8 protein-coding genes are annotated in these 15,541 nt (G+C 47.6%); all 8 read right to left on the bottom strand.

The features are described from left to right. Positions 1-164: 164 nt before the first annotated feature. Complete coding sequence (locus ACYVAA_RS07445; RefSeq protein WP_460540071.1) at positions 165-2,972, bottom strand: family 78 glycoside hydrolase catalytic domain; 2,808 nt, start codon at positions 2,970-2,972, stop codon at positions 165-167. A gap of 349 nt (positions 2,973-3,321) precedes the next feature. After that, positions 3,322-5,451 carry a six-hairpin glycosidase gene (locus ACYVAA_RS07450; protein ID WP_460540073.1) on the bottom strand — a complete coding sequence of 710 codons (2,130 nt, stop codon included), beginning with the start codon at positions 5,449-5,451 and terminating at the stop codon, positions 3,322-3,324. A 3-nt stretch (positions 5,452-5,454) separates the two neighbouring features. Then, the gene (locus tag ACYVAA_RS07455) at positions 5,455-6,399 is read right to left on the bottom strand and encodes a glycoside hydrolase family 43 protein (RefSeq protein WP_460540075.1); all 945 of its coding nucleotides are present in this window, start codon (positions 6,397-6,399) and stop codon (positions 5,455-5,457) included. Positions 6,400-6,646: 247 nt separating this feature from the next. Then, positions 6,647-8,233, bottom strand: a complete 1,587-nt coding sequence (locus tag ACYVAA_RS07460) for a glycoside hydrolase family 28 protein (protein WP_460540077.1) — start codon at positions 8,231-8,233, stop codon at positions 6,647-6,649. A gap of 135 nt (positions 8,234-8,368) precedes the next feature. After that, entirely contained in the window at positions 8,369-9,796 is a 1,428-nt protein-coding gene (locus tag ACYVAA_RS07465; protein WP_460540079.1) for a glycoside hydrolase family 140 protein, read from the bottom strand. A gap of 193 nt (positions 9,797-9,989) precedes the next feature. Beyond that, positions 9,990-11,279, bottom strand: coding sequence for a nucleoside hydrolase-like domain-containing protein (locus ACYVAA_RS07470; RefSeq protein WP_460540081.1), 1,290 nt, complete (start codon positions 11,277-11,279; stop codon positions 9,990-9,992). A 239-nt stretch (positions 11,280-11,518) separates the two neighbouring features. Then, complete coding sequence (locus ACYVAA_RS07475; RefSeq protein WP_460540083.1) at positions 11,519-14,560, bottom strand: DUF6298 domain-containing protein; 3,042 nt, start codon at positions 14,558-14,560, stop codon at positions 11,519-11,521. A gap of 113 nt (positions 14,561-14,673) precedes the next feature. After that, entirely contained in the window at positions 14,674-15,327 is a 654-nt protein-coding gene (locus ACYVAA_RS07480; protein WP_460540085.1) for a DUF3826 domain-containing protein, read from the bottom strand. Positions 15,328-15,541: the final 214 nt, after the last annotated feature.

The following is a 15,541-nucleotide window of genomic DNA, read 5'->3' on the forward strand; positions in this document are numbered from 1 at the left end:
TTCTGTAAGACTTTAGACTTTAGATGTTAGACACTAGACTTGAAATTCGTCTTTGTAAATAGTTGGACATTGAGCCTGTCGAAATGGCAAACCATCTTATGTCGACACCAACAAACACAACTCACTTTACACCATACTCAATACTAGATACTCAATACTAGATACTAGCGTCTAACATCTATTTCATATTCACCCGATCCCAACAAATAGGAGGGATGGTTTTCATTTTCTACTTTGCTGACTCCTGCTGCATTGCCTGTCTTTTCTCCATTGATGCGTATTTCTGCGGATTTACCAGCTGGGATCACCAAAGTAGCGCTTGTATTGGCCGGCACCTTATAATGTAGTGCTAGTTGTTCTCCTTCCTTTTCCCATTCGGAGACAATAGTCCCATAGATGCTTTCATAACTGGCTTTTACGAAAGTCATGTCCCCTACCACCTGGGGCTTCAGATAGAAATGCTTGAAGCCGGGATTTTCCCGGTCCGGCTGTATTCCCGCCAGATCAGCATAAAACCATTCTTCGATCTGTCCCATCATAAAATGGTTCCAGCTGTTCCCTTTTCTCGGATCCCATTGTTCGGTCAAAGTGGTCAGTCCAAACTTGATCTGAAACCCATAGCCGGGGGTATCATAATGGTTTTGCATTTTGTACATCAGTTCATTCAGCCCATTTTTTGCCAAGGTCTGGTACAGGTATCGGTTGCCTACATCTCCTGTGGTCAACCGATATCCTTGATCTTTGATGTCTTTGACAAGATTATCCAAAACGGCCTGCTTTTGATCCTCTTCCACCATATCCAAAAACAGTGGAACCGCATTGGAGAACTGGCTACCTGTGCCGTACTGGCTGGTTTCAGGATCAAAGAAAGCGGCATTAAAGGCTTCTTTTACGGCCTTTTCCAACCTTTCGTATTTTCTATAGTCTTCCCCTTGCTGAAGCATTAGGGCTGCCTTCTTGATCAGCTGAATACCGAAATAGTAGTGCGAAGTCGCGGAAAGGGCAATGGGGCTATTCTTGGAATATCCCGCTGCATGCTCCCCGTAATCGTACCAATCCCCCAATCCATGGGAAAGGATATGATCCTCAGCGGTACTGCCCAAATAGGCAATAAACTTCTTCATGGTCGGGTAATACTCCCGTATCAGGCTACTGTCTCCATAATAGTCATAATACATCCAGGGCAACACCACACTGGCCACACCCCATTCAGGTGAATCGGTAAAATCCCCACCAAATACCACATATTCGGGAGCGATGTTCGGCACCATGCCATTTTCCCGCTGGGCATCGGCCATATCCTGCATGACTTTCGGAACCAGGGTCCCCAGATCATAGTTGAAAAACAGTCCCGGTCCGTTCAGGTGTGTCTCTTCCAGCCAGCCCAGTTTCTCCCGGTGGGGGCAATCGGTAAACACACTCTGCATATTGCTCTTGATGGCATTATTGATCAGCCAATGGGTCTTGTTGAAAATCTCGTTGGAGCTTTCAAAAGTCCCCACTTCCTGGGCATCGTTATAGATAAAATTGGATTTGATTTCCGTGATCGTCGGCCAGTCTTCATGGACTTCCTGCCCGGGTAAATTGGCCTTTTCCACCTGAATGTACTGGTAACCGTAAAAGCTGAACCTTGGCTGCCAAGCTTCTTCCCCTTCTCCCTTAAGCGTGTATTCGTAGTAATGAGGCCCGCCTGTTCTACCTTGGCCCACCAGGCCGCTATCTTTGATGTGCTCCCCTACAATCAACCTTACTTTCTGTCCTTTTTTGCCTTTGACTTTGATGGATGGAAAGCCCGCAAGGTTCTGTCCCATATCCATGACAAAAACACTTTCTTCGGGTTGGGTGATTTCTTTGACCTCGTACTGTTGCTGGATTTTTACAGGACTGGCCAACTGGGCCTGCAGCTTTCCTTTAGGGGCTTCCTGAATGACCACTTCTTGCCAGCTTTGCTCATCAAAACCGGGCTTATTCCAACCTGCTTGTTCCAAATTGGCATCATAATCCTCCCCCCCAAAGATACAATTAAAGGTAATCGGGCTTGGTGCCCACTTCCAGCTCTGGTCAGAATTGATTTCTACCGTGCTTCCATCGGTGTAATCTACCTTAAGGTTCAGAAATAGCGTGGGAGGACCAAAGCTGATCAAAAACTTGGTGTAGCGCTCACCGCTGACATTGTACATCCCATTCCCCAGCAAAACCCCCAGGACATTTTTTCCCTGCTTCAACTGATCCGTCACATCATAGGAATTGTAATAGACCGTTTTGTCATAATCCGTCCATAAAGGGGCAAACTCACTGTTGCCTATTTTTTCTCCGTTGAGGCTCAATTCGTAATGTCCCAAACCGCTGATATGGACCCTTGCTTTTTTAATTGCTTTTGGAGCTTCAAACTCCTTTCGCAATTGGATGCTACGCTTGGCCAAGGGATCCACATGGCTCCACTTTTCCTTATTTTCCTCCCTTCTCATATCGGGAGCATGGTAATTCCTTCCTTCGGGTAGTCCACTATCCTCCTTGGTGATGGCACCTATCCAGTTGGCTTTTTGGGCCAGATTATCCGGTGCCCTTTCAAAGTGGGCCAGTTCACTCCAAGAAGAAGCTTGATCATCCTGGTTCCAGACCTGTACTCTCCAAAAATAACGGACGCCACCGATCAATGGGGCGCCTTTGTAAGTAATCCACTGGCTTTGCTCACTGGCGATTTTACCGCTGTCCCATACCAATGAGGATTCATCGGCTTCCGGGGAACTGTAAACCATGACCTGATAGGCCGACTGCTTGGCTCCATAACCCTCAGCTTCCATCTTCCAGCCAAACCTGGGTGCCGACTTTTCAATCCCTAAGGGATTTCTCGCCATTTCCGTGGTAGTCTCCACCACAAGAAGTCCGGTGCTATTTTGGCGTGAACCACAACCAAATAACATCAGAAAAGCTGTCAGGAAAAGAATCGGTATCCTCTTGAAAATTAACATCTTAGTATGTATTGCGCTTGTTATCACTTTCTGTTTTTTGCTTTTTTCAACGTTGATTGTCTCCTCAGCCCCTCATAGCTGTCAATATGCTGTTACTTGAAGCGGAATATTAGCCACAGATGAATATAGATTAACACAGATGTGGTTATTTTTTCCTTCAAATCTGTGTTCATCCTTTTTTTAATTGGATTTTCGATCCAATCATTTACTTCATATATCGTAATTTCTTGGATCATTCTTCATTCGACATTGGATATTCATCATTCAGTATTCCATTTGACGCGCTGTCAGCCACTTCGTACTTCAAACCTCGTACTTCCCACTTCGTACCACTCACTTCATCCTCCCCCTAATATGTCACCAAGGATTTCAGGTAATAAACCGCTTCCTGCACTTCCTCTCCCGCATTCTCTAGGTCATAGTCTTGGTCAGTGGGAGTTTCCGCTGTAGGAAAATACCGCTGGGTACCCGTCCTGAACACCACCCTTTCCATGGCGTCCAAAGGCGCAAAGAACAGCTTTGGTCCTTTTTTCTCCCCGTTTACCCAAATCTGATAAAAGCGTGTCTCCGCATTCAACTCCAGTTTCACCTGATAGCTTTCTCCTGCTTTATATTCCGTTAGGGTATTCATCCGGTAACCTGCCCGGGTTTTGAACATGCCATCCTCATCAAATATCAACTCCACCCCTGGACGGCCTTTGCTGTCCTGGATCTGGATCTGCAGTTTGCCATGGCCATCCTGTTGCGGGATCACCGTAAACTCCACACTCATCTGCTTGCTGGAAGGAACGATCCTTTGGGCTTTGGCATAATCAAATGGGTCTTTGTCGTGAAGTGCCAAATACTTGCTGCCACCTTGTTCTTCTATTTGTGCCTTTGCCCATAGTGGGCTGTAGGTATTCCATAGTGCCAGCTCTCTGCCATCCGGCAGTTCATCAAAAACTTCGTTGGCATGGCCAGATGCTTCTGCTGTTACCGGGGTAGGAACAGCAGCCACCCAAATATCTTCTTTGTTTACACTATAGCTCAGCCACATTTTTCCATCCGGAGGAGTACCATTGCCCTCCAAAATCCCCCTTACATATTGGGGACCATAAGACTTGTAATTTCCCCCATAGCGCATGGAGGTAATTTCCCCATGGACAAGAAGCAAATCGGTATAATTCAGCCCGTCCTTACTGGTGGACACGGCCAATGGCCAACGGAATTCTGAAGGATTATACACCGTGGCATAAGCTCCATCAGCAGTACGCTGCCCCCAGATTTTGGCATTTCCGTTCACCACACCCGGTGCCCGGAGTGGATTGTATTCCCAGGTTTCTCCCTCATCCTTGCTGATACTGGTCAGGGCATGCTTCCAAAGCCCCACCACCCGGCCATCAGGAAGATGATAATAGCTAAAAGCTTTGTATTGCTCCTTCAAGGGAATCAAAGGATCATCACGGTCCGCTTCCTCCACCCACTGCTGCATCATCAGCGGTTTGCCCAGCAACTCATCACAGGCCTTCACGAAGGCCTTATCCTTGCTCTTTTTATAAAATGGATAGGAAGTGTTTTTTTCATTCCAGCCATGGTTATAACGGATAAAATGGATCGGGCCATAGCTGCCATCTTCCTTGATTTCCCTCACCACTCTTCCTACTCCATTCCCATCATTAGGGCCGTCTTTTGCATCCAGTGAAATGCCATAGTAAGCCAGTACCAGGAATTTTCCGTTATCCGCCACATAGAAACCCATTCGCTGGTGCATCACGGCATCCAAATCCTTGGCTACACCCTCATGGTCTTCTTTAGTAGTCCCATCGGGAATCCGATAGGGAGGAAAAATCACCTCCGGCTGGGTCCATTCGTAGCCATCGGAAGAGATCTGGATAAGGGACTGGCTCGGTGCAATATGCTCACCAACCGGATCACTCAGGTACTCCAGGTAGAACTTCCCTTTCCAATAGGCAATCATCGGGGCATGGTTATAGGTCCAACCGAAACCATCACCCTTTTCGGGATATTCCCTGTTGGCTCGCATGGTCTGCACCGTGTGTACTCCTATCGCCGGTTTCAGCTGCCCATGGTGATAATCCACCCTGGACAGGGTCTTGCCGCTGTAATGGAGGGTGTCCTGGGCAGAAAGCTGAGGGGAACTGAAAAACATTGCACAAAAAAGGAAGGCAAACAAAGCCCCTCGACCGGCAAAATTCACCAAGGTTTTTGGTAATGCTTTATTCTGAGGACTTTTTTTAATTTGGGGATGGCAAATCCCCTTTATCCCAAATTCCTGATTGCAAATCAGGAACAGCTTTCGTTGCTTCGACGTTCCCCCAATCATTGAAAGAAACGTCACTGCGAGCCACTGCAGAGGAGTGGCAGTCTCTTCCTTATTTAAACGAGATTGCTTCGTCGTCCCTCCGCGCAATGACGTCAAAGAATCGTATCCACTCTTTGCGCTTTGTTCATGGCTCTTTAATCTATATAAAATCTTCATCTGCTATTTTGTTTTCGCTGCTTCCTTTAACTCTTCCAGGATCTCTGCCGAAATGGTGCTGATCGTACCGTGCTTATGGCCTTCCGGCAAACTGATCTGATCAGCAATATTGGTAAAGGTTTTAAAATCCTGAGTACTGACCGCCTCATAGGTTTTGGCTCCATAGCTGTCGTAATAAATCAACCAATTGTTATCTGGCTTGACCACCGTAGGCCCCTCGGTAAGGAAATCCGAAAAGGGTTCGGATATATTTTCCCAAGGCCCCAATGGAGATTTACCAAATGCCACTTCTATGTTCCTGTTTGGTCGGGTATTGTCCTTCAGCACCAGCACATAATCTTCCTTGGACCTTTTTACAATCACCGCATCAATCACGCTAAAACCAGGCTCCAAAAAAAGTTCGGTTGGGGTGAAATCTACAAAATCCTTGGTGGTGGTATAATACATCCGGTGGTTGTTCTGCTCCTCCTCCTGCCCTTTCTCATAGCGGAAAGGGATGGTCGAGGCCCATATGATGATGTAGAGTCCCTCTTCATCATCGTAAAAGATTTCAGGAGCCCAGACATTGACCACCTCCGGTTCATGCGCCATGACCGGAACAAACTTTTGCTCTGACCAGTGAATAAAGTCCTTCGTGCTGGCATAGCCGAAGCCATTGCCGCCTTTCCAATCTGTGGTCCAGACCATGTGGTAAGTACCGTCTGGGCCTTTTACCACGGAGGGATCACGCATGATCTTGCTTTTACCGGCCTCAGGGGGCAAATAGGAACCTCCGAGGTCTTGCCAATGGTAGCCGTCCTCGCTATAGGCCAAGTAAAGCCCTTCATCGGCAGGTTCTCTAAATGAGGTAAAAATATAATACTCCTTTTCAGGCTGGCAGCCAAGCAGCATAAGGCCTGAAAAAAGGATAACTAAACTCAAAAAACGCTTGCTAAATCTTCTATTCATAGGTTATTTTCTTCTAAGTCTGCCATTGACTGGAATCGTCACTGCGAGGAGGTACGACGCGGCAGTCTCGCTTCCATGAAAGGAGATTGCTTCACTGCGTTCGCAATGACGAAGAGAAATTACAACTGTCATTTTATTCCTTTACTTTTGGAAGATTTCAATTTCTCGAAGTGCCTGTCCCGACAACTGTACGGGGACGGTAATAAAACCAACCTGGGCTTATCAACCCCTCCAAGGATCAATACCCTCACTCCATCTCTATTGCACCTTCGTTTACTTCTTCTCCTTTTACCACTGGTTTTTTGACATTGCCCCACTGGTTGTTCTGGATAAATATTTTCTCTGACTTTTCCCCTAGGACATCAATAAAACTTGGGGTTTCCACCATCGGAAAGTTATTGCTCACCATGGCATTGTTGACATTTTTGAACTCCACCACCGGCCGGGCTGCATGTGGTTTCCTGCTCTTGACATTATCCAGGATCAACCCCTGCACTTCCTCCACTTTCAAAGAAGGCCCCCGTTCAGTGCTGATCTCCACATCATGCAATTCCACATTGGTGGCGGTATGAATGGAAAGTCCTTCCTTGGCTTCCATATTGATATTGGAAAAACTGATACGGTCTATGGGCATCTCGGGAATTCCCAAGACTTTCCCTGCCGCATTGACATTCGAACCGGTCACATTGGAAATGTGGATATTTCGGAAAACCGGTGTTTTTTCCGTCACCGGCCCCTCTTTGGTATTCTTATCGTAGAACAAGTTCATCACGATTGCCTCCAGCTTGATGTCCTTCATGACCACATTGTCCACTCGGATTTCTTCGACCACACCTCCGCGGCCTCTGGCGGCTTTGAGGCGGATGCCTCTGTCCGTCCCGTCAAAGACACAATTGGATATGGTGATCTTTCTAATGCTGCCCGATACCTCGCTGCCTATCACTACCCCCCCGTGTCCACTGAGCATGGTACAGTTGGTGATGGTCACATTTTCTGTTGGCGTATCCCACTTTCTGCCATCGATGTCCCTACCCGATTTGATCGTAATGCAGTCATCACCGACACTGATGTGGCAGTCAGAAATATGCACATTTTTGCAGCTGGTAGGATTGATGCCGTCAGTATTGGGTGAAGGCGGGTTTTCGATGGTCACACCGGTAATGGTTACGTTATCGCAAAAAGCCGGGTTGACTGTCCAAAAGGGCGAATTGACAATGGTCACTCCTTCAATCCGGACATTCTTGCACCTAAATGGTTGTATCAAAGGCGGTCTGAAAAACTTCAATCCCATAGTTTTTTGATAATAACCCTCGGTTTCCAAACCTTGATTGGCTTCTGTCCACATCTTCTGGTATTTGGTTTCCTCGAGCGTCTCAGGGTCTGCCTCGTGGATACGGTACATTTCCATCCACCAGTCGTAGCCTTGCCCGTCGATCTTGCCCCTCCCGGTAATGGCAATGTTCTCTGCCTCATAGGCATAGATCAAGGGAGAGAAATTCTGCATTACACTGCCTTCCCAGCGCATCTGCACAAAAGGAAGGTAATGGTCAAAATTGGTAGAGAAGCGCAGCACTGCCCCTGCATCCAAATGCAAGGTAATATTGCTTTTCAGTTTGATGGCCCCTGTGAGGTAATCCCCGGCAGGAAAATAGATAGTGCCACCCCCTGCTTCAGCGGCCTTTTCAATGGCTCCCTGAATGGCATCGGTGCACAATTGCCCCTCATTGTTGCCCCCCACTTCCAGGATGTTGGTCCAACCGGGAGAGTTCACAGCGTAAGCTGCTTGGCAAACAATAAAACTCAGAATAAATAATATCGAATAGTACTTTTTCATAGATTATTTTGGCAAGAAAATTAGTAATGGTCTTCGTCATTGCGATCCGCCCAGCGGAGAAGCAATCTCGCATCCTAATAAATAAGACTGCCGCGTCCTTCCTAAGGGTCGTCCTCGCAGTGACGTTTACATTCTCTACTTGTAATTTAGCACCAAAACCCAGTCGTTACCATCCTGCACCTTCCCGTCCGGCTTGAACTCCTGAACACCATTGGCCTCCAATTCACCTATTTCGGTCATCTCTCCATTTCGTGGGTTAAACCAGCTGGCAGTAAACCTTTCTCCTTCTATCACTTCGGTATTTACCTGAATAGACCTCCCTGTATAGGTATAGATCAGGCCATAGGTGCTCCCCCTGGTAGCGGCCAGATACTCGTGCTTCTCTCCCTGATTGGCGATCAACGACTGATCCGGCACCCGCTCCATATAAGGAAATTTCAAAATCAACTCTTTCAAGTACTGCATTTGCCCGGCACCCGGATCATTCAGCGCATCTGTCCACAATTTGGTATTGCCATAGGCCCCTACTTCACCATCCTCCGGTCTATGCATCTGCATCACCGCACTATGTCCGTAAGTATGCCCGGCAGCCCCACTAAATACCGCCCAATATGCATATCGCCTGGCATCTTCAGCATGCCAAAAACCTTCCTTCGGATCATGCAGGCCTTGGGGTATCCCTTCATAAGAAGGTTCACCATCAATGGTCGGCATCGCCCGTTCCAGCTGGTAATCTGCCTGCACATACTTCCAGTTGTCCTCACCATAAGCCCGCTCGGTATCGTCCTGATCGTACCTTCTGTGCCCGGACTGGAACATATGAAAGTCCATCCAAGGCTCATTGGCAAACCAATCAGAGGACTGCATCCTTCCGCGCGGATGGAAAGTAATCAGGTGGTACGGATCCCCTTTGTCCAAGGCATTTCCCAAAGCATTCCACACATCGGTATATTCATTTCCAAAGGTATCTCCGCCATTAAGCCAAATGACGTTGGGATGGTCTTTATAACGAAGCGTCAAAAATTCCCCATAGGATTGGGCTTCTTCTACTGTCACTCCATCATCATTGACATTGCTTCCCCAAACCGGCACCATGGCCATGTAAAGTCCCTTTTCTTCTGCAGTTCTCACCACAAAGTCTATATGGTCCCAAAAATCATAGGCAGTGGAATCAGCAAATTCACTACCGACAGTTGTCAAAGGATTTGCCACATTCTTATTGACCAAGGCACTGTCCCCATAGGCATTGACCGCCTCAAGGGTGTGCAGGGTCATGACCTGGATTACATTATAGCCTTTTTGCTTGCGGTCTTCCAGGTATTTTTCTGCCTCCTCCCGCTTTAACTTATTGAACAACAACCAGCCGGTATCCCCCAACCAGAAAAACGGTTTCCCATCTTCTGTTTCGAAATAGCGTTTATTGTCGGCCACCTTTAACAAGGGCAGCCCCTCGGGGACCTCCACAGGGGCTACTGCCGTCTGTTCATTTTTTTTGTTGCCTTGACAGGCCAAAAGACCTCCAAGGGTGAGGGCTGCAATGCCCAGTGTTATGTTGAGTTTCATATGTGTATGTAGTTATTCGTTATTTAGTTACTAGGTTATTTAGTTATTAGGTTATTGGGGATTACAAATCCCCTTTATTTTGGTTCAGGATTGCAAATCCTGAACAGCAGGGTATTCATGGCATGACTTTGAGTCATGCCATGAATCTCTATTTCAAACTGATTTCATGTCTTGTGTCTAATATCTTTCCCCTCTACTTCAGCCAGGCCCACCTTTCAGCCCAATCTAGCAAGACTTCCGTTCTCCACTTCAATACCGTCTTGGCCCCTTGCCAGTTAGCATCAAACAGATCAGGATCCGAGCGGTCCGAATACCAGTTGGCCCCAAGTTTATAATTGGTTGGCCGGTCAATTCCTGGCCAGACATTATCCACCACAAAGCTCCCGCTTTGCTCAGGGAAGCCGGGAATATCAGAAGTCACCTTATAGCTCAGCGTTTCCGTTTTCTTAGGGGAATATTTGACGGCATACTCTCCATTCCCCAAGTAATAGCCGTCCCATTTCTGCTCGCCGATCCCCGCCTGTACTGTCATGACAAAACAGGCGGAATCCACTGGGATATCCAGCTCAGGACCTTTAAAGTGGAATTCCAAAACAGCATAAACCGTTACCGTATCCGACAAGTCGGTATTTCTGTGAAAGATCATCCTGGGGCTATGGTTTATTTTCGTGTAACTGCCACCCCAGTTTTCCCTAGTTGGATCCATTGGATCCCCGTCCATCATATAAAGTACTGTCGGGGTATCCCCCATTTTCAGCTTTCCTTGATAGTGGTTATCATCATAATCCTTACCCAAATGACCCGCATCATCGATGTAATTGGCAAAATACTTATCACCACTCAAATGATCAGGAACTCCATTATCAGAGAAAAAACCATAGTAGCTGGCATTGGATTCAATAAACCAAAGCTCAGGGAAGTTATGGGCGATATAGGAATAGCTGTTGACGCTCCATTTCTTGTTGGGACCTCCGATCCAATAAACACGGATGTTGTCCTGGATTTCGGGTGCATCGTGCAGGGCCTGCGCCACATCTTCCAGTCCTCCCCAAACCAATACCCAAAGCGGGCGCTCGCTTTTCCTTTTGGCACATTGAATGATCCATTCAGAACCTTCCGTAGCTTTTGCGTAGCCTAAAAAAGGTGCTATATCCTTGCTGCCCTGCTTGGTCACCACTCTCAGGTCATCCGGAGAAGCCAAGCCCTTTTGATGGGCTTTTAACTTTGACAGATCCTTTTCATAAAGGTCTATCATCCGCAGGATTTCCTCCTTTCTGCCCTCACCATAGGGAGAGGAGACCAATCCCTCAATGTCAAACTTATCGCTGTACATCAGCAAATGGGCCATGGACTGGTTATCGTCGGGATCGGTGCCTCCTATATCCGTGCTGATAAGAATACGGGGCTTCTCCGGCACCGGATTTTGCCCCCATACAACACCTGTAAGCAAGGATAGCAGAAAGAATAAAATTGATTGTCTCATATTTGGTTATTGTGGGTATTCCTTGTTTGATATTCATGCCATGATTTGAAGTCATGGCATGAATAAGAGCTTAATACTCATGAAATTCATTTACTTAGTGGGGATTAAAAAATCCCCTTTATTATGGTTCAGGATTGCAAATCCTGAACAGCAGCAACAGTCTCATACTCATGGCATGACTTTGAGTCATGCCATGAGTTCAATCTAACATCTTGTATCTATTGTCTAGCGTCTATTTTCTATTTCCTCACCCACAGCACCCACTCGCCTTCTCCTGGCAAACTGATCTCCTGCAGCTGGTTTCCTTTGACCTTTACCTGTTTGACAATGGTGCCATCTTCCGGCTGGATCACAAACACCTCCAGCCTGCCTTTATGAGCGGACAGGTCTACCTTTTGGCTGTTTCCGCTGGTATAGATCAACTGTTCTCCGGCTTCATTTTCCATTCTCCAGCCTTCTTCCGCATCCTTTACCTCCATAGTGGCCAGACTTTCTTTAAAACCTTGGGCATTCACCTCTGACAAATTGGGCAATGATGCCCCGCCAAAAAGCACTGCCCAGCCCATGCGGCTCCCTGCAGGGGTGGAGTAAATCACTGCTTTATCCGGATAAGCTTTTCTATACCGCTGAATCCCTTCAAAAATGGCTTCCGGTGTTTCCTTTCCTTGTTTCACCTTACGGGCATGTTGCCTAGGGGCCATATGCATGCCCCCCATGGGTGAATAGTCCCCCTCCTCCGAGGGATGCCAATAACGGATATCGATCACATCGACCAATTGGCTGCGGATAGGATCGGCCAAAATGGAATCCTGAACATCCTTGGTGGCACTTAAAGCAATGAAAGCCTCTTTACCGGTCTCGGCTTCCCATTCAGCCACCACATCCAGCCAAAACTGCATAAAATGCAAGGGTCCGGTATATTCCGCACTGGTAAACTGCAGGACATTGCTGTTGTCTGCAAAATTGTTCAAACATTGCCTGATATATTGCCGGTGCAGTTCCCTACGTACCGGATGGTGGATGTCATAAAACTGTTCATCCAGGAAAATTCTTTTGTCCCCCGCATAAGGAGGCGGTTCTGGGAATCCTGTTTCGTTGATATTATTGGCAGGCCTCCAAGGAGAATCCGCCCAATGCGCTCCAGCCTCCAGAATATTGTGCTGGAAGTAGTTTTGGTGCATCAGGATGATACCTTCCTGCTCTGCCAGATCAGCAAACTGATCCAGACGGCTCCAATAAAAATAGCTGTATTTGGTCAGGTCGTATTTGCTCATCCTGTCCCAGGCCTCTCCCTGTCCGCTTCTGGCAAAGGGCTGTTCATAAAAGGGCGGCCATACATCCGGATCTAAACGCCTTACACGTTCGTGGTCATCCCTCCTTCGCTCGTACCAAAGTCCATAATTATGGTCCAACGCCACACTGCCGTTTGCTTTCATGGTTTGGACCGTCTCTGGAATCAGGTCGGTGTACCCTTTTCCGTACCTGCCCGGTACAAACCTGGTCACATGTGGCCGCGCTCTTTCTACATCTCTGGGCCGCAGGCTTCCTCTCCACCATTCCACGGATTGGGTATTTCCTGTCAGTAGCTGACCCTCCCAAACCAAACGGCCATTTTGCACCTTTACCTGCGGAGCCTTGATCTGGGTGTTGCTTTCCTTAATGTCAATTTTCAAGTCTCTCAGGCTCTTCGCTTCACCTTTAGTAAGTTCAATCGGATTTCTTTCCGGTGCCTGGCTTACCCATGCCTCCAAGGTCAGAAGCTCTTCCCTGGCCAAAATGGTGAGCTCTCGGGCCTCTTCAAGTGTAGGACTTGTGGTCGGCTTTGTGTCCAAAGGCATCAGCTGCGGATCAAAGGGCAGTTCCCCCAACCTGTCTTCCAACTGGGCATAATATAAACTCCTCGGTGTGATATGATTGTTGCTCTCTATCCAGTAGCCATCGCCCTCAAATTGCGCCCAGGTGCCAAAGGCCCAGTTTTGGGCAGTAGGAGGGTTATAATTCTGTATCAATGCCGCATCGCACTGCCAAAAGACACTGTTGGCGGCCGTCCATCCGGCCCCGCGTCCTGCTTGGCTTCTATTGGCAAAAACCAGCTTATGGCCGTCTATGCGCACCACATCAAACAGCAGCCCTGAAGCCCAACCCTGTTGTGCTCCGCTAAAGCTGTAGGGCAAATAGGCCTTGCACTGTACAAAGGCATTGGGGCCTGCCACGGCCAGACCAGTGCTAAAATCATGATAGCCGTACTCGGAGTAGCAGCGCTGAAAAAGCGTCTGTTGCCCCTCGGTAAAAAATGTGTTCCGGCGTTCGTTGCCGATCTCAGAGACCGGCGCTAAAGAACGGCAATCTTCCACGGTAATTCTTCTTCCTGTCCTATAGACAGCCACAGCCGATCCGGCAAAATGCTTAAAGTCCACCTGTCTTACCCAGGCATCCTGAACATGCTCAAAGGAAACGGCAGACCATCGGTGATCCTCATCTTTGGGATTGGATTCATCATAAGTGGATCTTAAGGAAAGGTTTTCAATCCCCACCTTCTCCACTCGTCCGGGCCAATCATAGGCCACTAAATATCCTCCACCATATTGCTGATCCAAGGCATTGGTCAGCGGTGCATCCAAGGCCACCTGGCCATTGTCAAATGCAGTGATTTTTCTCTCCCAGTATTGGTTATGTCCCCCTGGCTTCCAGCCTATCCAGCCGGTTTCTCCACCGAATTCATTCATATTCAACTCGTCAATCCACTCCTGCGTGGAAGGGCGTACCACCAGCACTTGGCTGCCTGGCTGGATATTTCCATCAATGGTTACCTTTTGCGCATTGACCGGTACATAATCATTGCTTATTTGAAGGGTATCCCCGTACTTCCTGTCATCTCTTCCAAGCACACGGATCAAGGTTTCCCTGGTCTTCCCCGTACCCAGCAAGACCGTTCCGCCTTCACCAAGTCCGCTGCCTCTCAGCACCACACCAGATTGGGAAAATACCAGTTGACCGCTGACTTCAAATTCACCGGGGCCTAGCAACACCGCGCCTCTAAAGCCTTCCTCATCTGCCGGTAGCTGCCCCACATAATCCAGTGCTGCCTGAATCCTTGCGGTAGCATCCTTTCCATCGGCTTCAATAAGCACTTTTACGGGAACAGTAGGGATGGCCTTTTCACTGGCCATATAACCGCAGTATGAAAAATCAGGAAGCCTGTCCCCATTTTCATCGACATGGTAGCTGAGCTTCCCCTCCTTTATGCTGATGGGGTTTTCATCCTGTCGGGCAAATGCCATTTGACTTAAAAATAACAGTAGCCCGAACAAGACAAAATTCGGAGAAAACACTTTCCCCGAATTTAAACAAGTAAACCCCAAATAATTATGCATATGTCTTTGCTTTTATCAATTTATTGATTGCTGGCTGCTTTTTTTCGTGCAAACATGTCCTTTTCGGCCTGCTTTAAATCTACTCCAAAACCTGCAAGATAATTGTTGATTTTCCCTTTGTACTTTCCAAACCAGGCATGCTTGGCATGGGAAGAGCCTGCGTCCATGGCATGCTCCCTGGCTTCAGCCAACCAGCTCCAAATTTTTTCTTTTTGCTCTTCGGTCAGATCAGGAACCATCTCCTGATACACCTTAAATGTATTGGGAGCGACATTATAGGTCATGCCGTTCTTCACCTCCTCCACCTGCTCATCGGTCAGCACGGAAGAAAGCTGGCCTATATATTTCTTGTGGAGTTTCCCCATGGCTTTGTCCGCCTTTTTCTCTGCCTTTTGGATGCTCTTCTCTTCCTTTTTACCCTCGTATAGCTCCTTGACATTTTCTATGGAAGCATCACGCTCATCATGGATGACACTGAGATTCCTGTATTGATGGGCAATATAATCCGTTACTTTGGCGGCCTTTTCAGCATCTTGGACATCCATATTGTCCACGATTTTCTTGGCCCTTTCATTGGTTACCTTTACGTATTCCGGATCAAAGTCCTGCGCCACCGTCAACCGGGCCATGCCCACCACCAAAAGCGCACTCAAACACAATGTTTTTATATTCATCTTCATATTGATTTTTTATTCCTTTCTGATTTATTAGTCTCCCCGTCATTGCGAATAAGGGACCATTGAGCTTGTCGAAATGTCCCTTATGAAGCAATCTCAACTACAAAAGTCGGGACTGCCGCACTCTCTACGTTCGCTCGCAGTGACGTATGATAGGGTGCTTCAACATCCATCATTTCGACAGGCTCAATGACCGATGCTTCGAAATGAG

The organism is Echinicola sediminis, from assembly GCF_054777495.1.

Bases quoted from the DNA above. Each gene is read 5' to 3' on its own strand.
- ACYVAA_RS07480 (WP_460540085.1), bottom strand. From the start codon at position 15,327: ATGAATATAAAAACATTGTGTTTGAGTGCGCTTTTGGTGGTGGGCATG.
- ACYVAA_RS07460 (WP_460540077.1), bottom strand. From the start codon at position 8,233: ATGAAAAAGTACTATTCGATATTATTTATTCTGAGTTTTATTGTTTGC.
- ACYVAA_RS07445 (WP_460540071.1), bottom strand. From the start codon at position 2,972: ATGTTAATTTTCAAGAGGATACCGATTCTTTTCCTGACAGCTTTTCTG.
- ACYVAA_RS07455 (WP_460540075.1), bottom strand. From the start codon at position 6,399: ATGAATAGAAGATTTAGCAAGCGTTTTTTGAGTTTAGTTATCCTTTTT.
- ACYVAA_RS07475 (WP_460540083.1), bottom strand. From the start codon at position 14,560: ATGGCATTTGCCCGACAGGATGAAAACCCCATCAGCATAAAGGAGGGG.
- ACYVAA_RS07465 (WP_460540079.1), bottom strand. From the start codon at position 9,796: ATGAAACTCAACATAACACTGGGCATTGCAGCCCTCACCCTTGGAGGT.
- ACYVAA_RS07470 (WP_460540081.1), bottom strand. From the start codon at position 11,279: ATGAGACAATCAATTTTATTCTTTCTGCTATCCTTGCTTACAGGTGTT.
- ACYVAA_RS07450 (WP_460540073.1), bottom strand. From the start codon at position 5,451: ATGAAGATTTTATATAGATTAAAGAGCCATGAACAAAGCGCAAAGAGT.